The 18,435-nt window shown below is 66.1% G+C and carries 16 protein-coding genes and 1 tRNA gene; 9 read left to right on the forward strand and 8 right to left on the reverse strand.

Going from position 1 to position 18,435, the window contains the following annotated elements; genetic code table 11:
* The first annotated feature begins 10 nt into the window (after positions 1–10).
* Complete coding sequence (cobA, locus tag G7007_RS13580; protein WP_181102475.1) at positions 11–781, forward strand: uroporphyrinogen-III C-methyltransferase; 771 nt, start codon at positions 11–13, stop codon at positions 779–781.
* A 187-nt stretch (positions 782–968) separates the two neighbouring features.
* A complete protein-coding gene (locus tag G7007_RS13585; RefSeq protein ID WP_181102477.1) occupies positions 969–2,174 on the forward strand; it encodes an ATP-binding protein in 1,206 nt (401 codons plus the stop codon).
* A 346-nt stretch (positions 2,175–2,520) separates the two neighbouring features.
* On the opposite strand, the gene poxB is transcribed toward G7007_RS13585, so the two are convergent.
* The 4 genes from poxB to G7007_RS13605 all read right to left on the reverse strand — a co-directional run bounded on the left by poxB (position 2,521) and on the right by G7007_RS13605 (position 5,864).
* Positions 2,521–4,245, reverse strand: a complete 1,725-nt coding sequence (gene poxB, locus G7007_RS13590) for a ubiquinone-dependent pyruvate dehydrogenase (RefSeq protein WP_219859083.1) — start codon at positions 4,243–4,245, stop codon at positions 2,521–2,523.
* Between the two features lie 223 nt (positions 4,246–4,468).
* The gene (locus tag G7007_RS13595; RefSeq protein ID WP_181102479.1) at positions 4,469–4,948 is read right to left on the reverse strand and encodes a DUF6882 domain-containing protein; all 480 of its coding nucleotides are present in this window, start codon (positions 4,946–4,948) and stop codon (positions 4,469–4,471) included.
* 350 nt (positions 4,949–5,298) lie between these two features.
* Positions 5,299–5,374: transfer RNA gene (locus G7007_RS13600), tRNA-Thr, on the reverse strand.
* Between the two features lie 79 nt (positions 5,375–5,453).
* Positions 5,454–5,864: a pilin gene (locus tag G7007_RS13605; protein WP_181102481.1), complete on the reverse strand. Its 411-nt coding sequence runs from the start codon at positions 5,862–5,864 to the stop codon at positions 5,454–5,456.
* Between the two features lie 326 nt (positions 5,865–6,190).
* Between G7007_RS13605 and G7007_RS13610 the strand changes: the two genes are divergently transcribed.
* From G7007_RS13610 to G7007_RS13635, 6 genes are all read left to right on the forward strand, one after another.
* The gene (locus tag G7007_RS13610; RefSeq protein WP_181102483.1) at positions 6,191–7,399 is read left to right on the forward strand and encodes a type II secretion system F family protein; all 1,209 of its coding nucleotides are present in this window, start codon (positions 6,191–6,193) and stop codon (positions 7,397–7,399) included.
* A gap of 23 nt (positions 7,400–7,422) precedes the next feature.
* On the forward strand, positions 7,423–8,271 hold the full coding sequence (locus G7007_RS13615) for a prepilin peptidase (RefSeq protein ID WP_375139496.1): 849 nt from the start codon (positions 7,423–7,425) through the stop codon (positions 8,269–8,271).
* Positions 8,268–8,891 carry a dephospho-CoA kinase gene (coaE, locus tag G7007_RS13620; protein WP_181102486.1) on the forward strand — a complete coding sequence of 208 codons (624 nt, stop codon included), beginning with the start codon at positions 8,268–8,270 and terminating at the stop codon, positions 8,889–8,891. Before G7007_RS13615 ends, coaE begins: the two co-directional genes overlap by 4 nt.
* A complete protein-coding gene (gene yacG / locus G7007_RS13625; protein WP_181102487.1) occupies positions 8,888–9,088 on the forward strand; it encodes a DNA gyrase inhibitor YacG in 201 nt (66 codons plus the stop codon). Before coaE ends, yacG begins: the two co-directional genes overlap by 4 nt.
* 315 nt (positions 9,089–9,403) lie before the next feature.
* Complete coding sequence (locus G7007_RS13630; RefSeq protein WP_181102489.1) at positions 9,404–10,033, forward strand: DUF1780 domain-containing protein; 630 nt, start codon at positions 9,404–9,406, stop codon at positions 10,031–10,033.
* Positions 10,034–10,423: 390 nt separating this feature from the next.
* Positions 10,424–11,719, forward strand: coding sequence for an NAD(P)/FAD-dependent oxidoreductase (locus tag G7007_RS13635; protein WP_181102490.1), 1,296 nt, complete (start codon positions 10,424–10,426; stop codon positions 11,717–11,719).
* Between the two features lie 44 nt (positions 11,720–11,763).
* On the opposite strand, the gene G7007_RS13640 is transcribed toward G7007_RS13635, so the two are convergent.
* A complete protein-coding gene (locus G7007_RS13640) occupies positions 11,764–12,957 on the reverse strand; it encodes an MFS transporter (protein WP_181102492.1) in 1,194 nt (397 codons plus the stop codon).
* 150 nt (positions 12,958–13,107) lie between these two features.
* On the opposite strand from G7007_RS13640, the gene G7007_RS13645 reads away from it, so the two are divergent.
* A complete protein-coding gene (locus G7007_RS13645; protein WP_181102493.1) occupies positions 13,108–14,460 on the forward strand; it encodes an aminotransferase-like domain-containing protein in 1,353 nt (450 codons plus the stop codon).
* 119 nt (positions 14,461–14,579) lie between these two features.
* Here G7007_RS13645 and G7007_RS13650 read toward each other — a convergent pair whose 3' ends face one another.
* Genes G7007_RS13650 through G7007_RS13660 form a run of 3 tightly spaced genes read right to left on the reverse strand, consistent with a single transcriptional unit; the run spans position 14,580 to position 18,415 of the window.
* The gene (locus G7007_RS13650; RefSeq protein ID WP_181102495.1) at positions 14,580–15,830 is read right to left on the reverse strand and encodes an NAD(P)/FAD-dependent oxidoreductase; all 1,251 of its coding nucleotides are present in this window, start codon (positions 15,828–15,830) and stop codon (positions 14,580–14,582) included.
* A 3-nt stretch (positions 15,831–15,833) separates the two neighbouring features.
* Positions 15,834–17,411, reverse strand: a complete 1,578-nt coding sequence (locus G7007_RS13655) for an aldehyde dehydrogenase (NADP(+)) (RefSeq protein ID WP_181102496.1) — start codon at positions 17,409–17,411, stop codon at positions 15,834–15,836.
* A gap of 56 nt (positions 17,412–17,467) precedes the next feature.
* Positions 17,468–18,415 (reverse strand): dihydrodipicolinate synthase family protein, encoded by a 948-nt coding sequence (locus G7007_RS13660; RefSeq protein ID WP_181102498.1) that lies wholly within the window; start codon positions 18,413–18,415, stop codon positions 17,468–17,470.
* Between the last annotated feature and the right edge of the window lie 20 nt (positions 18,416–18,435).

Here is an 18,435-nt window from a genome sequence, read left to right on the forward strand (position 1 = left end):
GGTACACCCCATGAACGCAAAAGTCTGGTTGGTCGGCGCCGGCCCCGGCGACCCCGAGCTCCTGACCCTCAAGGCCGTGCGCGCCCTGCGCAGCGCCGACGTGGTGATGATCGACAGCCTGGTCAACCCCGCCGTGCTCGAGCACTGCCCCGCCGCGAAAGTCATCGCCGTGGGCAAACGCGGCGGCTGCCGCTCCACGCCGCAGGCGTTCATTCACCGGCTGATGCTGCGCTATGCCCGCCAGGGCAAATGCGTGGTGCGCCTGAAAGGCGGCGATCCCTGCATCTTCGGCCGCGGCAGCGAAGAGGCCGAGTGGTTGAGGGATCACGGTGTCGACGTGGAACTGGTCAACGGCATCACGGCCGGGCTGGCAGGCGCCACCCAGTGCGACATCCCCCTGACCTTGCGCGGGGTCGCCCGCGGAGTGACCCTGGTGACGGCACACACCGACGATGACAGCGCCTTGAACTGGCAGGCACTGGCGCAGAGCGGGACCACCCTGGTGGTGTACATGGGCGTGGCGAAGCTGGAAGACGTGCGGCGCGAGTTGCTGGCCGGAGGGATGGCCGGTGAGACGCCCGTGGCGATGATCGAGAATGCCTCCTTGCCGCAGCAGCGGGTGTGTTTCAGCGATGTGAGCGGCATGCAGGCGGCGGCCCTGGCGTTCGACCTCAAGGCGCCGGCGGTGATAGTGATTGGCGAGGTGGTGATGCAAGGGAGCCAGCGGCTGGGGCGTGAAGGTGTCGAGGCGGTGGTGGGGACGCAGTGGTTGTCGGCGTGAGGTAGGGACTGTCCATACGGATCGCTCTTCTTGCTCGCTCCACCGCTGGTGCCTGCTTACGGACGCCGTAACCTCACCCCCTGCACACAGACAAAGGCGCCACCTTGAAACAACCGCTCGGCTTCCTAATATTGAAATAGATTAGTAAGATTGCCTAAGCTCTTTCAAATTGGTTGGAGGCCAAGCTATGGATCGTCTGAGTAACCCATTCTCTCCAGGTGCTGGCGCCCCACCGCCAGAACTCGCAGGCAGGGACGAAATCATTGAAAACGCGAAGGTTGCACTGCACAGAATTCGCAAAGGTCGTCCTGAGAAAAGTCAGATGCTCCTTGGCCTACGTGGCGTTGGCAAGACGGTACTTCTGAACAAGATTAGTGATGTGGCGGAGGGGCTTGGCTATCACGTGGTGATGCTGGAAGCTCCGGAAGATCAGAGGCTTGCTCATTTTCTGGCACCTGCTCTCAAAGCCGTCCTGATCCGCCTGAGCAAGATCGCCGGGGCCAAGGCATTGGCCGAAAATGCCATTCACGCGCTTCGAGGTTTTGCAAGCGCCTTCAAAGTTTCCATCGGCGAAGTAGAGATAGAAGTTGCAGAGGTCCCCACCGCCGACAGTGGCAATCTTGAGGTGGATTTGCCAGAGCTGCTTCTAGCCGTTGGCGCAGCTGCCAAAGCCGCGGGTTCCAGTGTGGCTATTTTGGTAGATGAGGTTCAATACCTATCCCAAGAGGATCTCCGCGCTTTAATTGTTGCACTGCACCGTATTTCCCAGAAAAGCCTTCCCCTTGTCCTGTTTGGCGCCGGGCTACCGCAGGTTGCAGCGCTAGCAGGGGACGCCAAATCGTATGCAGAACGACTGTTTGACTACCCAGGTATAGGTCCCTTAAAAACCGAGGCCGTCGCGGTGGCCATACGAGAGCCCATTTCAGATGAGCATGCCGAAATTGAAGAGGGCGCCATTGAGCAAATCGCTAACGTCACTCAAGGCTATCCTTATTTTATTCAAGAATGGGGAAAGCACTCCTGGAACGTGGCGCTGGCTTCACCGATCACGAAGGCCGACGTTGATAAAGCAGGCACAGCGGCTACCGAAGCGCTTGACAGAAGCTTCTTCCGAGTTCGTTTTGACCGGCTGACACCTCGAGAGCAGGACTATTTACGTGCCATGGCGGAGCTTGGAGCGGGCCCGCACCGATCAGGCTTGATCGCCGATATGCTCGGGAGCACGGTAGAGAGAATGGGCCCGTTAAGAAGCGGCCTGATCAAGAAAGGAATGATCTGGAGCCCGGCGCATGGCGACACTGCCTTCACGGTCCCAATGTTCGATGCGTTCATGATACGCGCGATCCCTCAATGGTCTCGCGCGCAAAACTCGAAACCTAAAAAGAAGAAGTGAGCGCATCGCGCTCACGCTTACTTACTGATCCCGATTCGGCGCTCGCTTTCAGGTAAGGCCTTGTAGCATGACTCCCAGCCTGAGTAGCCCTGGTGCCTGAAACGTCACGCGCTTAGCCAGCCCTGCATGACATCGAGATGTCGACCCCAGGTTCTGGGCACCTCGATTTGCCCTGACGGGCATGCGGAGGGACACTTAGAAGCAGACATTAGGGCCCGATCGGCGCTGTCGCTGCCTTTGCAGAAAAGACAGCGAATAGAGTGCGCATGCGTAGCACTTTCAGAAACCGTATGCGGACCAAAAAGTGCAGCATGCGCGCCAGTCGCCCACCGGACACGTAAAGCCACTAGCGCAGAAGATTGGTCTTCGCCAAGTCCAACACCTCGTCACCGCGCCCGCTCATCACCGCCTTGAGCATGTATAGGCTGAAGCCTTTGGCCTGCTCCAGCTTGATCGCCGGTGGCATGACCAACTCCTGAGAGGCAGTGACCACGTCGACCAGCACGGGGCCATCGTGCGCGAGTGCACCGCGCAGGGCATCTTCCAAATCTTCCGAGCGTTCTACGCGAATCCCCAGGATGCCCATCGCGTTGGACATGGCGGCGAAATCGGGGTTGCGCAGCTCGGTGCCGGTGTCGAGGTAGCCCGCCGCCTTCATTTCCATGGCGACGAACCCCAGTGAAGCGTTGTTGAACACGATCACCTTCACGGGCAATTGCAGTTGCGCGAGCGAGATGAAATCCCCCATCAGCATGCTGAAGCCCCCGTCGCCACTCATCGAGATGACCTGGCGACCCGGGAAGGCAGCCTGCGCGCCCATGGCCTGTGGCATGGCATTGGCCATCGAGCCGTGGTTGAACGAGCCGACCAGGCGGCGCTGCCCGTTCATCTTCAGGTAACGCGCAGCCCAGACGGTGGGCGAACCGACGTCGGCGGTGAAGATCGCGTCTTCGCTGGCCAGCTCGCTGAGCAGGCGTGTGACGTATTGCGGATGGATCGGCCGGTCGCCCTTGGACGGCACCGCCAGATCGTCCAGCCCCTCGCGGGCCTTGCCGTAGGCTTTCAGCGCGCCGTCCAGGAAGCGGCGATCGGTCTTGCGCGTCAGGCGTGGCAGCAAGGCGGTGAGGGTTTCGCCGACATCGGCGGCGATGCCCAGCGACAGGGTGGCGCGTCGCCCCAGCGCTTGCGGGTCACGGTCGATCTGCACGATCTTGGCGTCGCTCGGGAAGAACTGCCGGTACGGGAAGTCGGTGCCCAACATCACCAGCGTGTCGCAGCCCAGCATCGCGTGGTAGCCGGAGCTGAAGCCGATCAACCCCGTCATGCCGACATCGAAGGGGTTGTTCCACTCCACGTGCTCCTTGCCGCGCAGCGCATGGACCACCGGCGCGCCGAGCGCATCGGCCAGGGCCACCACCTGGTCATGGGCCCCCGCGCAGCCGCTGCCGCACAGCAGGGTCACCTTGTGGCTGTCTTCCAGCACATCGGTGAGGCGCTGCAGGTCGACCTCCGTGGGCAAGATGCGCGGCTGCTGCAACGCCGGCCAGGCCGCCGGCTTTTCCTCGACCTCCAGCAACGACACGTCACCGGGAATCACCACCACCGCCACACCGCGATTGAGAATGGCCGAGCGCATGGCCCGGTGCAGCACCTGCGGCATCTGCGCCGGGTTGCTGACCAACTCGATGAAGTGGCTGCACTCCTTGAACAGCTCCTGCGGGTGGGTTTCCTGGAAGTAGTTCAGGCCGATCTCCGACGAGGGGATTTGCGCGGCGATGGCCAGCACCGGTACCCGGTTGCGGTGGCAGTCGAACAGGCCATTGATCAGGTGCAGGTTACCCGGCCCACAGCTGCCTGCGCACACCGTCAACTCCCCAGTCACCGCCGCCTCGGCACCGGCGGCGAAGGCCGCGACTTCCTCGTGGCGCACGTGCATCCACTCGATGCTGTCCATGCTTCGCAGGGCGTCGGTCAGGCCGTTGAGGCTGTCGCCGGTGAGGCCCCAAATCCGTTTGATACCGGCCTGCTCGAGGGTCGAGGCCAGTTGCTGGGCCATGTTGATCTTTGCCATGAAAACTCCTGGTGCGAAGGGGAGGAAGCGATCGATGGAGTAGAGACAGGGGCGCGGCGGGGGGTGTTCGTTTGGGTGTGTGAAGGAATCGTCATGTGGTGTGCTGCGTTTGTGGACCTGTCGCAAGACGCCGGCGCGTGCGGTCGTCGTCAGGCTACCGCTCCGGGCAGGAGCGGATCCACCCGCGCCCACGGGCACAGCCGTGTCATGCGTTGTGCTGCTGTCAGTGACTGACGTGCTTGAGCTCGGTGATAGCGAGGAACACGGTAGGCGCATCACCCGACGATGCCGCCCGATAGCAGCCCAGCGCGCCCAGGTGCTGCACGGCGATGGCCGCCAGCTGCCAGGCCATGGATTCGTCCTCCAGGCTGAGCGCCTCCTCGGCGCCGAAGAAGTCCATGCCTGTACTCGCTTCCAGCTCCTTCAACACCAGCGCGCGCTCCCGCAGCGGCTCAGGTATCGAGGGGTTGCTCCAGGCCCACTTCCAGCTCGAACGTGCGGGTGAGAACGAGCCGATGTTGAGGATCTGCCCTTCGACGGCCAGGCGGTCCTGCTCGTCGAAGAACTGCACGGTGGCCGTCTCCTGATCGAGCGACCAGCGCGCCATGTCGCCCAAAGCGTATTGATCGTGCAGCGCTTGCTGCTTGTCCATCAGTGCGTCCATGGACGTGTCCAGCAGGTGTTCGAAGGCTTCTTCTGACATGGGTCTTCCTTGCATGTCCGTTCAGGGTGCGGGGAGTTTGGCACAGCGCTGCAGGTTGCGTCCTGTGAAGATGGCCTGCGGGGCTTGCCGGACCTGAGCGCCGTCGCGGTTCTGTACGACATTTCAGGAAACCTGATACGGACCCCTGATGGCCTGAGGCTTTGCAGAGCTTTCGGCCATCTGCGGCAATGGATTCTGTGTGATGGCAGAGCGTTACGAACGCTCAGACGAAGCCTGGACCGGCTGGCAGCTGTCGGAATCCGACGGAACGCCATAACGTAAAAACCCGCCAGAGGGCGGGTTTTTACGGGGACTCCAGAGATATTGATAGCCTTCACTGGAACCTGAACTGGTGCCGGAGACAGGAATCGAACCTGCGACCTTCGCGTTACGAGTGCGCTGCTCTACCGACTGAGCTACACCGGCGTGGAGGCAAACCTACCACTCCCGGCCCGTTTACGCAAATGCTTGTTCCCCCTCGATTATTTCCCCTCCCCTACCCCCTTCACGTTCCCGTACACCCCTTCGGCGCATAGTCCGCCTCCAGCGTGGTCGTGCAGCGCCAGCCAGCAGCACTACGGCTCAAGGTCAACGCCTTGCCCGTCACGTTGCCAGGCCCCTCGATCAGCGTGCAGCTGAGCGTCGCGGTCCCGGCGGCGGCGTTGCCCGTCGCGGTGATGGTGCAGTGGGCGGTGGTGTCCTGCCCGCCCAGACTGGCCGCGTCGGACACGTCCTGCCCCTGGGCCAGGCGCAGCTCCATCGGGGTCTTGAGGGCGGCGATCTCCATCAGGCCGGCGGCAGCCTTGGTGCGGGACTGGTGGTCGGTGTACAGGGGCACGGCAATGGTGGCGAGGATGCCGATGATCGCCACGACGATCATCAATTCGATCAGGGTGATGCCGCGTTGTCCTTGCATGCGGGAAGCTCCTTGCTGGTGTAGTGAAGCGGACGACGGTGGCCGACCCGGCGGGTGAGGTACGGCGGGGCCGATACCTTTTGTCACGCCTGGACGGTGGGCCGTCGCGGTGGCTGGACTACTCTAGTGGGCGCTGAGCGACAGGGGCATTTGAAGCTGTTACGGCGGTTGTCGCAAGGTGATTTCGAGGGGCAGGCCCGAGAGCCGGCCGTAGCGTCGAGGGCGAATCGCTGGCAGGTGGACTGACCCCGGCAGCTCGCGGTATCCCGCGCAGCGGGCGGCAGGGGCGCCTGCCCTGTGTGGAACGGACATAGGGGGAATCGTTCATGGATGAACGCAATCGTGTCTTCGTGTGGCAAGGGGTGGATGCGGCGGGTGTCGTGATCAAGGGTCGGCGGTCGGGGCGTAGCGCGGCGCTCGTGCGGGCCCTGCTGATACGCGATGGGATTCGGGTGACGCGCCTGAGAGCAGCGCCGCCGACCTGGCTGCACTGGTCGGTGGGACACGGCCGGATGGATCCTGCAGGGTTCAGCCGGCAGCTGGCGACGATGCTCAATGCCGGGATACCGTTGCTGCAGGCCTTCGATGTGATGAGCCGCACCAACACCGATGATGCCCGTGCCGCGTTGCTGGCCAGTCTCAAGCGCGAGGTGGCGAGCGGTCTGGGCCTGGCGGAGGCGATGCAGCGGCACCCGGCGTGGTTCGATGTGTTGTACTGCAACCTGGTGCGGGTCGGTGAGCAGTCCGGGACGCTGGACCGGCAGCTGGAGCAACTGGCCAACATGCTCGAACAGCGCCAGGCGATGATCAAGCGGCTGCGCAAGGCGATGCTCTATCCGTCGCTGCTGTTGCTGGTAGGGCTGGGGGTGTCGGCGCTGCTGTTGCTGGAGGTGGTGCCACGGTTCCAGGGGCTGTTCGCCGGGCTCGGGGGCGAGCTGCCGCCTTTCACACGGTGGGTGATCGCGGTGTCGGAGGGGCTGGCAGGCGCGCTGGGATGGCTGCTGGCGGCGCTGGCAAGCGCTGCGGTCGGTGCCCGGATGGTATGGCGACGACGGCCCGGTGTACGTCTGTGGACGATACGCGTGGTGCTGCGCGTGCCGGTGTTCGGCGCCTTGCTGAGCCAGGCGGCGTTGGCGCGTTTTGCTCGCGGTCTGGCGACGACTTATACTGCGGGCGTGCCGTTGCTCGATGCGCTCGGCACGGTAGCCAGGGCCTGCGGCGATCCGTTGCACGAGCAGGCGATTCTCGGAGTGCGCCAGGCCATGGGCAATGGCCAGAGCCTGCAAGGGGCGATGGCAAGCGACCCGTTGTTCTCCCCTCTGCTGGTCCAGATGGTCGCGATCGGCGAGAGCAGTGGCCGGCTCGACGACATGCTGGAACGGGCCGCGCAGCACTACGAGGACCAGGCCCGACAAACGATGGAACAGTTGACCGGCTTGCTGGAGCCCGTGATTGTGCTGATCCTTGGCGTCTTGGTGGGCGGTCTGGTGATCGCCATGTACCTGCCCATTTTCCAGTTGAGCGCCCTGATGTGATGACCGAGGTCTGGACCTTTTTCATGGAGCGACCCGCCTCCTTCCTGGCCCTGGCGGGTCTGTTGGGGTTGCTGGCCGGTAGTGCCCTGAACGTGCTGACCTGTCGGCTCCCGGTGAAGCTCAAGCGCGACTGGACGTCCGAGAGCCAGGCACTGCTGGGGCTTGCACCCACCCTGCACGAACGCTCTGGCCCTTGGCTGCCGGCCGCGCACTGCCCTGCCTGCGATCACCGCCTGCTGGCCTGGCAGCACAGTGCCCTGCTCAGTGGTCTGCTGCGACGTGATCGCTGTGGTCAGTGCGGACACGGGACTGCAGGACGTTGTGCCGCGGTGGAGCTGGGGTGCGCGGCGCTGACCATGGTGGTGGCCTGGTGCCTGGGCCCTGGCGGGCAGACGCTGGCCATGGTCCTGCTGACCTGGTGCTTGCTGGCCCTGAGCGTCATCGATGCGAAGCATCAGCTACTGCCCGACGTGCTGGTGTTGCCGACGCTCTGGCTGGGGCTGATCGTCAACACGATGGGGTTGTTCGTGCCGCTGCAGGCCGCGGTCTGGGGCGCCGTGGCCGGTTACCTGTCGCTGTGGACGGTGTTCTGGCTGTTCAAGCTGGTCACCGGCAAGGACGGCATGGGCTATGGCGACTTCAAGCTGCTGGCGATGATCGGCGCCTGGGGCGGCTGGCAAATCCTGCCGTTGACGGTGGTGCTGTCGTCGGTGCTGGGCGCGCTGGCAGGGCTGTGGGTGATGCGTCGAACCGACAAGGCAGCGAGCACGGTGATCCCCTTCGGCCCTTATCTGGCCATTGCGGGGTGGATTGCCGTGCTCTGGGGTGATGAAATAGGCACCTCTTACCTGCAACTGATCGGATTTCGATGACGACCCTAGGCACTACCCCGTGGATCCTTGGCCTGACGGGCGGCATCGGCAGCGGCAAGAGCGCCGCCGCGCAACGGCTGGTCGAGCTGGGTGTGCACCTGGTGGACGCCGACCAGGCGGCACGCTGGGTGGTCGAACCGGGGCGCCCTGCCCTGGCGAGCATCGTCGAGCGGTTCGGCACGGGCGTCCTGCAAGTCGATGGCCAGCTCGACCGGGCCGCCCTGCGGCAGCTGATCTTCGCCGACCCGGTGCAGCGGCAGTGGCTCGAAGCGCTGCTGCACCCGCTGATCGGGCAGGAGATCTTCACCTACCTGGCCAAGGCGCAATCGCCGTATGCGGTCTATGTCTCGCCGCTGCTGATCGAGTCCGGCCAGTACCGCAAGACCCAGCGTGTGTTGGTGATCGACACGCCGCGCGAGCTGCAGGTGCAGCGCACCTTGCTGCGCGATGGCAGCACGTCGGAACAGGTGCAGGCGATCCTGGCGGCGCAGCTGTCGCGCGAGGCGCGTTTGCAGCATGCCGACGACGTGGTGGTCAACGACCGCGACCTGGCGTGGCTGCACGCGCAGATCGACCGCTTGCATGACTTTTACCTGACTTTACGAGGAGGCCAGCCATGAGCCAGCCCATCACCGTTGAATGCCCCACGTGCGGCGCGCCCGTGGAATGGAAGGAGGCCAATGCGTTTCGGCCATTCTGCTCGGACCGTTGCAAGCTGATCGACCTGGGGGCGTGGGCAGCCGAGGAGCACAAGATCGCCGGGGCGGCGGAGTCTGAGGATGAGCTGTATTCGGGAGACTTGGAGCCTCGGCACTGAGAGGATGGGGTGCTGCCGGTGGCTTGGGCTCTGGTCAGGTAGCGATTTGGCTGATGGTGTGGGCCCGCCAGGGCCCATCTACGCACGTTGCAAAACCATAGAATTCCCGACAGGAAATCGCGACAGCCTGCAACCCTGCGGTGTAACGACAGGTGAGCGGCTCCTGTGCCCGGCCATGTGGCTGAAGCATGCGCGGCCTCGGCCTCGCGATCGGTCTCGAAAGGCCCATGAAGTCCATCGTCCTCTATACGCCTACCCACCGTCTCACTCGCCGCTCGCCCTCATACCGTCACAGTTTGCGACTAAGCTGTGTGCATGGATGACTCAGACTACCTGCGCCTGCTCACCATCCAGGCGGAGCAAGCCAATGCCTTTCTGTCCAATGCCCGCAAATGGGAGCGTGAGCGTTGGGTCTGTCAGCGCCTGCTGCAGGGCCTGAACATCGTCTATCGCAGCGAAGACTTCACCCCCGCCGAGCAAGAGCCGCCGGACGTGCTGTTTCGCGATGCGGCGTTCGAGGTGTTCTTCGTGCTGGACGAAGGACGGCGCCTGAACGATGAATGGCGCGAGGAGTTGCAGCGGCGGCGCAGTGCATTCTCTCTCAGCCAACTGGTCCGGCGCGAAGCCCGGCCTCGGCGGATCAGCGCCTCGGAGCTGCTGCAACGGCTGGCGCCGACCTTGCGCAAGAAGGCGCATAACTACCGGGAGCGTGGCCTGGACCTGGGCACGCTGGACATCATCGCCTTCGCCAGCCTCAAACGCGAAGTGCTCGACCTCAACAGCCATTTCCCGCCGCCGACCGAGTACCTGCGCCAGGGCTGGCGCTCGCTGTCGCTGGTCGGCCCGACCTTCGCCCGCGTGCTGTTCGCTCACCCCGGCGCGCCGGATTTCCTGCGCGCCAACCTGGGCCGCAGCATCGTCTTCGACGTCGGCATCAGCCTGTGAGCCTCTGCCGCCACGACGCGCGATAGCGTACACTCTGCCTCATTGAAGGACGTCCATGCTTCCCGGTCGAGACCCCGCGCCAACGCCCGAGGCCTTGCCCGCACGTCCCAGTGCCCATTCGACGAGGCCCCCCCATGACCAGTCGCCTGTCTCCACGAGACCCGCGTCCTGTCGTTGACCACCGCCCCTCCCCTCGACCTCGTGTCGAGCGCGCGTCTGCACGGCGCCTGCCGTGCCTTGCGCCGACATCGTGTACGCCCGGGTCGGGCCTCGCTTCGCCGTCGCCCCAGTGGATAGGTGCTTCGAGCTGCCTTGCGCTCGCCCTCCGCTGCCGGGCGCCACGGCCGGCCTGCCAGGCCACGTATTCCTTTAACCTTACGAGACTCTCCCATGACACACCGCATCGTGATCGTTGGCGGCGGCGCCGGCGGCCTGGAACTGGCGACCCACCTGGGCAAGCGCCTGGGCAAACGCAAGCAGGCCGACATCACCCTGGTCGACGCCAACCTGACGCACATCTGGAAGCCGCTGCTGCATGAAGTGGCCGCCGGCTCGCTGAACTCCTCGGAAGACGAGCTGAACTACGTGGCGCAGGCCAAGTGGAACCACTTCAACTTCCAGCTGGGGCGCATGAGCGGGCTGGACCGCCAGGCCAAGCAGATCCAGCTGGCCGCTACCCTGGACGAAGACGGGCGCGAACTGCTGCCGGCCCGCGTGCTGGGCTACGACACCCTGGTCATCGCCGTGGGCAGCAACACCAACGACTTCGGCACCCTGGGCGCGGCGCAGCACTGCCTGTTCCTGGACACCCGCAAGCAGGCCGAGCGCTTCCATCAGCAACTGCTCAACCACTACCTGCGCGCCCACGCCGGCGACGTCGCCAGCGAGACGATCAGCGTGGCCATCGTCGGCGCCGGTGCCACCGGGGTCGAGCTGGCCGCCGAGCTGCACCATGCGGCCCACGAACTGGCCGCCTATGGCCTGGACAGCATTCGGCCCCAAGACATGCACATCACCGTGATCGAAGCCGGCCCGCGCGTGTTGCCGGCGCTGCCCGAGCGCATCAGCAAGCCGGTGCACAAGACCCTGGAGAAGCTGGGCATCACCGTGATGACCAATGCCTCGGTCAGCGAGGTCACCGAAGACGGCCTCAAGACCGCCAGCGGCGAGGTGATCCAGGCGCGCTTCAAGGTCTGGGCGGCGGGTATCCGTGCGCCGGCCTTCCTCAAGGACATCGACGGCCTGGAAACCAACCGTATCAACCAGCTGGTGGTGCGCCCGACCCTGCAGACCACCCTGGACGACGACATCTTCGCCTTCGGCGACTGCGCGGCCTGCCCACAGCCGGACAGCGACCGCAACGTGCCGCCGCGCGCCCAGGCTGCGCATCAGCAGGCCTCGTTGCTGGTCAAGAGCCTGAAGGCACGCCTGGAGGGCAAGCCGCTGCCGACCTACGCCTACCGTGACTACGGCTCGCTCGTGTCACTGTCGCGCTTCTCGGCGGTCGGCAACCTGATGGGCAACCTGACCGGCAGCGTGATGCTCGAAGGCTGGCTGGCGCGGATGTTCTACGTCTCGTTGTACCGCATGCACCAGATGGCGCTGTATGGCACCTTCCGCACCCTCATGCTGATGCTGGGCAGCCGCATCGGCCGTGGCACCGAGCCGCGCCTGAAACTGCACTGACCGGCACGGCGGGCGGCGCCGAAGCCGCCCGCCCTGGCCAGGGTTCACGACGTCGCCGGTCGTGGCTGCCGACCCTTGCCGAGCCCCATCCCCATGGCGATCCACACCGCGAAGCACAGCACCAGGCACACCACATTGGTGCCGTCCCAGCTCACGCTGCTGAACAGCAACGATGGCGCAAAGGCGCCCACGGTCGCGCTCAGGGCGATCACCAGGTCGTTCTTGCCCTGCATCTGAAAGGCTACCGGGCTGTCGTGCAGCGCCTGGGCCAGCAGCGCCCCCCCGCCTACGTAGGTCAGGTTCCAGCCCAGGCCGAGCACCACCAGCGACAGGGTCATCCACCCATGGCCATCCCCGGCCAGGTTGAGCGCCATGCAGCCCAGCAGCAGGGCGAAGCCGGTGTGCAAGGTGGTCTTGATGCCGAGCCGCCGAATGATCTGCCCCGTGAAGAAGGACGGTGCGAACATGGCGATCACATGCCACTGGATCGCCAGGCGAATGTCGGCGAAGTCCGCGTGCAGGTGGCGCATGTGCATGGAGGCCTGGATCATCAGCAGGTTCATGACGCCATACCCGATACCCGCCACGGCCATGGCCACGGCGATGTCCGGCGTCACCCGGCGCACGCGGGCCGAGTCGACAGGCTGCTGACGCTGGGCGGGGGGTGGGACGTCCCTGGGCAGACAGATCGCCAGCAGCGCGGACACCGCCGCCAGCCCAATGAAGGCGGCGTAGCACAACGAAAACACCGGTAAGCCCACCACACCCCTCAAGGCCTCGGTCAGCAACGGCCCGAACACGGCCGCCAGCACGCCACCGGCCACCACCAGCGACAACGCCCTGGGTTTGAGCGACGGGGGCAGATGGTCGGTCGCGGCGAACCGGTTGAAGTTGGCGAAGGCGATGTAGACGCCCAAGGCCGCATGGCTGAGCACCAGGAGCCAGAACTGTTGGTGCGCGATCGCCAGGTAACCCGTCATGCCCGCCGCCAGCAAGGGGATGGCGCCCAGCAGGAAGGCCTTCTTGCGGCCGATCGACGCCATCAGCCGGGCCGCCAGGTAGGTCGCCAGCAGCACGAACAGGAACTGGCAGCCGTAGGGCACGGTGGCCCAGGCGGCACTGGGCGCGAGGGCTGAACCGACGATGGCTGCCATGGTGACCGACATGACCGCAGCGGTCAGGTTGATCGACTGCGCGGCAAAGTACAGGTAGGTGCGGCGGGGCAACGCATCGGTCATGGCAAAGGCTCGCTCGAAGACGGACGACGGGGTGTCGCTGTGCTGCACCCATGATCCCACCGTGCACGCGCGGCGCGGCGCACAGTCGACAAGCGTTCTGGCGAACTGTTAGCGTATTTTTCCTAACAGCTGGCCAACGCCGTGGTGCCCATGAATGCCGACGTGTTCTACTCGTCCTTGAAGCAACGCCTCCAGACCGGCGAATGGGTGGCCGGCCAGCGGTTGCCCTCGATCCGCACGCTCGTCGCCCGCCACGGCGCCAGCTACCACACCGTGGTTCGTGCCTGCGCCCGCCTGGTCAGCGAAGGGTTGCTGGTCGCCCAGCCGGGTCGCGGTTATTTCGTCGCAGGCCAAGCCCCCGTGACGCAACCGCTGGCACCGGAATTCACCGTGAGCGACCCGCTGTTCAAGCTGCTGCAGGGAGGCCCGGAGTACACCAAGCTGGGTTGTGGCTGGCTGCCGGCGGCCTGGCGCGACACCGACCTGCTGAGCAAGGCGATCCGCCGCACGGCGCGTCTGGAGCAAAGCGCGCTGGTGGAGTACGGCGACATTTCCGGCCACCGGCCCTTGCGCCAGCAGCTCAGCGTGCACCTCAAGCGCATGACCCGGGTCGAGGCCTGCCCGAGTCAGATCCTCACCACCCTGGGCGCCACCCAGGCGCTGGACCTGGTGGCCAGGTTGCTGATCACGCCCGGCGACCGGGTGTTCGTCGACGAGCCGTGCAATGGCAACCTGATCAAGCTCCTGCACCTGGCCGGCGCCCAGGTGATCGGCATCCCGCGCCTGCAGGACGGCCCCGACGTCACGGTCATGGCGCAGCACCTGGCCCAGCACCGCGTGAAGGCGTTCTTCTGCAACAGCACCTTTCACAACCCCACCGGCGGCAACATCGCGCCGCACAACGCGTTCAAGGTACTGGGCCTGGCCGTGACCCATGACCTGGTGGTGGTGGAAGACGACGTCTACGGCGACTTCAGCACCACCCCGCGCCAGACCCTGGCCGAACTCGATGCCCTGAACCGGGTGATCTACATCGGCAGCTTCTCCAAGTGCCTGTCGGCCTCCCTGCGCGTGGGCTACATCGCCTGCGCCCGCGACTTCATCGAACCGTTGACCCGGCTGAAGCTGCTGACCTGCGTGGCGGTGCCGGCGTTCTGCGAGCGCTTCGTCAACACCATCCTGGCCGATGGCACCTACGCCGGGCACATGAAGGACCTGCAGCAGAAACTGATCGCCCGTCAGACCCAGACCCAGCGCGCATTGCGCACGCACGGCTGGACCTTCGACATCCTGCCCGCGGGCGGCATGTTCCTCTGGGCCTCGCACCCCGCGCTGCCCGACCTGCACCCCTTCATGCAGACCCTTGAGCGCCAGCGCGTGCTGCTGATGCCCGGTTCGTCATTCTCGGTGACCCGCGACTACCGCCACCTCGCCCGCATCAACTGCACCCACTTCACGCCGGCCCTCGAGGGGCTCTTTTCGGTGGGGTCGATGCGGGGGTGAGGAGCTGCTAGCTATGAGCTGTTAGCTATAAGCTTCAAACTGCAAGTCAAAGCGGACCGCGCTGGATGAGCGGGCATGCGTAGCTTGTAGCTTGTAGCTTGCAGCTTGCAGCTTGCCGCTCAAAACCTCCCCAACCGGTAAGCCGCCAGGCCCTCCCCGCCCGCCTGTTCAGCCAGGCGGCCGACCCATTCGGCGGTCACGGCGGCCTGGGTCAGCCCCAGGTGCTGGTGACCGAAGGCCAGCAGCACGCGGCCGTCACAGACCCGGTCGATCACCGGCAGCGAATCGGGCAACGACGGGCGAAACCCCATCCAGGGCGTGGCGTCGCGTGCGTCGAGCGGCTGCCTGAACAGCCCCTCGCTCAGGCGGTGCAGTTGCCAGGCACGCTGCATGTTCGCCGGTGCGTGCAGCCCGGCGAACTCCACCGTGCCGGCCAGGCGCAGCCCCTCGGCCATGGGCGTCATGATGAACCTGCGCTCCAGTGAGGTGACCGCGAACGGTAGCCGCTGGTGTTCGTGAGGCAGCATCAGGTGATAGCCGCGCTCGGTGTCCAGGGGCACCCGCGTGCCGGTGAGCGCCTGGGTCAGTCGCGCGGAATGCGCGCCACAACTGATCAGCACCTGGCGAGCGGTCAGCACCCCGTGGTCGCTGCGCAGGCTGACCCCGTCGCCGTGTAGCCAGCCGTCGTCGACCTGCGCCTGGAGAAAGCGCACGCCGCTGGCCTGGGCGGCGGCGAACAGCTCACGCACCACGCGGTAGGGGTCGAGGAAATGCCCGGTGCGCGGGAAGTACAGGCCACCGCGCACCCCCTCGCTGAGCTGGGGCGCGGCCGTCTGGATCGCGTCAGCCGGCCAGGCCTCGACCGGTACGTCGTGCTGCTGCAGGCGTGTGCGCAGCGCCTCGAGCACGGCCTGCGACTCGGCCCGCTCGAACACCAGCAGCGAGCCGTCCTCGCGAAACAGATCACTGCGGCCGATGGACGTCAGCAACCGCTGCCAGGCGCCCAGGCTGGTTTCGTTCAACGTGCGCAGCCCCGCCACGCTGCGCTGGAAGGGCACCGGGCGCAGGTTGAGCAACAGCCGGGTGAACCAGGGCGTGGCCGTGGGCAGGTATTTCCAGTCCAGGCGCAGTGGGCCCATCGGGTCGCACAGCATGCCGGGCAGGCGCTTGAGGATCGACAGGTCGGCGATCGGGAACACCTGCTCGGTGGCCAGGTGCCCGGCGTTGCCGAAGGACGCGCCCTGGCCCGGCGCCTGCCGGTCGATCAGGGTGACCCGACGGCCCTGGCGCACCAGCTGCAGGGCACAGGCGACACCGACGATGCCGGCGCCCACCACCAGCAGGTCGTGGTCAGGATGAGGATCGTGCATGGGTCAGCCTTCCCGTTCGCCGTCGAGCAGACGCCGCAAGTGCAGCGGGTTGGCAGGCTTGAGCGCCTCGGGCAGCAACGCCTCGGGGAAGCCCTGGTAGCACACCGGGCGCAGGAAGCGCTGGATGGCCGCCGTGCCCACCGAGGTGCTGCGCGCATCGGAGGTGGCCGGGAACGGCCCGCCGTGCACCATGGCATCGCACACCTCGACGCCGGTGGGCCAGGCGTTGACCAGGAGGCGCCCGGCCTTGCGCTCCAGCGTCGGCAGCAAAGCCTGAGCGCGAGCCAGATCGCCATCGTCCAGGTGCAGGGTAGCCGTCAGCTGCCCTTCCAGGTGCTCGGCGACCTGATGCATCTGCGCATCGCTGTCGCAGATCACCAGCAGGGCCGTGGCGCCGAAGACCTCGGCCTGCAACCCAGGCTCGTCGAGAAACGCCTGGGCCTGGGTGACGAACAGGTGCGCCTGGCCCTGGTTCGGACCGGTGCCGGGCTGCCCCTGGGCGACCACCTCGGCCTGGGCCTGGGCGCCCAAGGCCTCCACGCCCGCCTGATACGCGCTGAAGATCCCGGGCGTGAGCATGGTCTGCGCGGGGCTCTGGTGCAGCGGCTCGCTGGCGCAGGCGATAAACCGTTGCAGGGCCGGGCCTTGCCGGGCGACCAGCAGCCCAGGGTTGGTGCAGAACTGCCCGGCGCCCTGGATCAGCGAGGCGACGAACCCTTGGGCCAGCGCCTCGGCCCGTGCGCTCAGGGCGGCTTCGAACAGGAACACCGGGTTGATCGAGCTCATTTCCGCGTAGACGGGAATGGGCTCGGAACGCGACTGCGCCGCCTGACACAAGGCAAGCCCGCCGCTGCGCGAGCCGGTGAAGCCGACGGCCTTGATGCGCGGGTCGCTGACCAGGGCGATACCGATCGCGTGCCCCGATCCGTGCAGCAGGGAAAAGACCCCGTCCGGCAAGCCACAGGCCTGCACGGCGCGGGCTACGGCCTGGCCGACCAGCTCGCTGGTGCCAGGGTGGGCGCCATGGGCCTTGACCACCACCGGGCAGCCGGCCGCCAGGGCCGAGGCGGTGTCGCCCCCGGCCACCGAGAAGGCCAGGGGGAAGTTGCTGGCGCCGAACACGGCGACCGGGCCCAGCGCGATCTGCCGCTGGCGCAGGTCGGGCCGAGCCAGCGGCTGGCGTGCAGGCTGCGCGGTGTCGACACGCACGTCGAGCCACTCACCGGCCCGAACGACCCGGGCGAACGTGCGCAGTTGCCCGCACGTCCGCGCCCGCTCGCCCTGAAGCCGTGCGATCGACAAGCCGCTCTCGGCGGCGGCGCGTTCGATCAGCACCTCGCCCAGCGCCTCGATTTCCTGGGCGATGGTCTCGAGAAACCGGGCGCGCGCCTCCAGCGACGTCTCGCGGTAGCGGTCGAACGCCGATGCGGCCAGGGCGCAGGCACGGTCCACATGGTGGGCGTCGCCGCCCTGGTAGATCGGTGCCAGCGCCTGGCCGGTGCTCGGGTCGATGGCCTGGATGGCCTCGCGGGTGCCGGCCACGGGTGTCTGGCCGATCAGCATCTTGCCTGTCAGGGTCATGGAGCCTCCAGTCGAGTTCAAGGGCATCCGGGGGCCGCCTGGCAGCCCCCGCGTGGTCAGGCGACGTTCTGCTGCGCCGACCAGTCGGCGTACCAGGTGCGGAACAGGCTGTACTGCTGCTCGGCGTAGCGGCGCTGGGCCTCGCTGAGTACATCGCTGGCGTTGAAGTGCAGGCCATATTCGGTGTCGCCGTTGAGCACCATCAGGTGCTTGTAGTACAGCACCAGGTCGCAGCCTTCATCGAACGACGAGAGCACCGCCAGGGCGGCTTCCAGCTCACGCGCCAGGCGCCGCGCACGGGCATCGCCCTTGGCCGCCTGCTTGCTCAGGCTCACCAGGTGCAGCACTTCGCGTGGCAGGGCGTTGCCGATGCCGGTGATGGCACCGGTGGCGTTGCAGTTGACGAAGCCGTGCACGACCTGGGTATCGACCCCGACCATCAGGGTCACGTCGTCGTCCTGGGAGGTGATGTGCTCGGCGGCATAGCGCAGGTCGGCGCCGCCGCCGAATTCCTTGAAGCCGATCAGGTTGGGGAACTCGCGGCGCAATGCGAAGAACAGCTCGGCGCGGGTGGCGAAGCCATAGTAGGGGCTGTTGTAGATCACGGCAGGCAACGCGGGTGCGGCCGCCAGGATGGCGGAAAAGTGATGCTGCTGGGCGATGTGCGAGGCGCCGCGGCTGAGCACGCGCGGGATGACCATCAGGCCGGCCGCGCCGACCTGGGCCGCATGCGTCGCATGGGACACCGCCTCACGGGTATTGACCGCTCCGGTGCCGACGATGGTCGGTACACCTGCGGCCACCAGGCGCGCCACGCCCTCCTGGCGCTCGGCCTCGGTCAGCAGGGGCCAGTCGCCCATCGAGCCGCAGTACACCACCGCACTCATGCCGGCCTCGATCAGCTCGCGGCCCTTGCGCACCAGGGCGTCGAAGTCGGGCGTGCGGTCCGGTGTGCACGGGGTCATCAGGGCAGGCATGGTGCCGGTGAAGATGCTGGTGTTCATGGTTGTCGCTCCTTATGGTC

The organism is Pseudomonas entomophila (assembly GCF_013523125.1).
Lineage (GTDB): Bacteria > Pseudomonadota > Gammaproteobacteria > Pseudomonadales > Pseudomonadaceae > Aquipseudomonas > Aquipseudomonas entomophila_B.

Excerpts from the sequence above, each read along its gene's own strand:
- cobA (WP_181102475.1), top strand. The coding sequence starts at position 11 with ATGAACGCAAAAGTCTGGTTGGTCGGCGCCGGCCCCGGCGACCCCGAG.
- G7007_RS13585 (WP_181102477.1), top strand. The coding sequence starts at position 969 with ATGGATCGTCTGAGTAACCCATTCTCTCCAGGTGCTGGCGCCCCACCG.
- poxB (WP_219859083.1), bottom strand. The coding sequence starts at position 4,245 with ATGGCAAAGATCAACATGGCCCAGCAACTGGCCTCGACCCTCGAGCAG.
- G7007_RS13595 (WP_181102479.1), bottom strand. The coding sequence starts at position 4,948 with ATGTCAGAAGAAGCCTTCGAACACCTGCTGGACACGTCCATGGACGCA.
- G7007_RS13605 (WP_181102481.1), bottom strand. The coding sequence starts at position 5,864 with ATGCAAGGACAACGCGGCATCACCCTGATCGAATTGATGATCGTCGTG.
- G7007_RS13610 (WP_181102483.1), top strand. The coding sequence starts at position 6,191 with ATGGATGAACGCAATCGTGTCTTCGTGTGGCAAGGGGTGGATGCGGCG.
- G7007_RS13615 (WP_375139496.1), top strand. The coding sequence starts at position 7,423 with ATGGAGCGACCCGCCTCCTTCCTGGCCCTGGCGGGTCTGTTGGGGTTG.
- coaE (WP_181102486.1), top strand. The coding sequence starts at position 8,268 with ATGACGACCCTAGGCACTACCCCGTGGATCCTTGGCCTGACGGGCGGC.
- yacG (WP_181102487.1), top strand. The coding sequence starts at position 8,888 with ATGAGCCAGCCCATCACCGTTGAATGCCCCACGTGCGGCGCGCCCGTG.
- G7007_RS13630 (WP_181102489.1), top strand. The coding sequence starts at position 9,404 with ATGGATGACTCAGACTACCTGCGCCTGCTCACCATCCAGGCGGAGCAA.
- G7007_RS13635 (WP_181102490.1), top strand. The coding sequence starts at position 10,424 with ATGACACACCGCATCGTGATCGTTGGCGGCGGCGCCGGCGGCCTGGAA.
- G7007_RS13640 (WP_181102492.1), bottom strand. The coding sequence starts at position 12,957 with ATGACCGATGCGTTGCCCCGCCGCACCTACCTGTACTTTGCCGCGCAG.
- G7007_RS13645 (WP_181102493.1), top strand. The coding sequence starts at position 13,108 with ATGAATGCCGACGTGTTCTACTCGTCCTTGAAGCAACGCCTCCAGACC.
- G7007_RS13650 (WP_181102495.1), bottom strand. The coding sequence starts at position 15,830 with ATGCACGATCCTCATCCTGACCACGACCTGCTGGTGGTGGGCGCCGGC.
- G7007_RS13655 (WP_181102496.1), bottom strand. The coding sequence starts at position 17,411 with ATGACCCTGACAGGCAAGATGCTGATCGGCCAGACACCCGTGGCCGGC.
- G7007_RS13660 (WP_181102498.1), bottom strand. The coding sequence starts at position 18,415 with ATGAACACCAGCATCTTCACCGGCACCATGCCTGCCCTGATGACCCCG.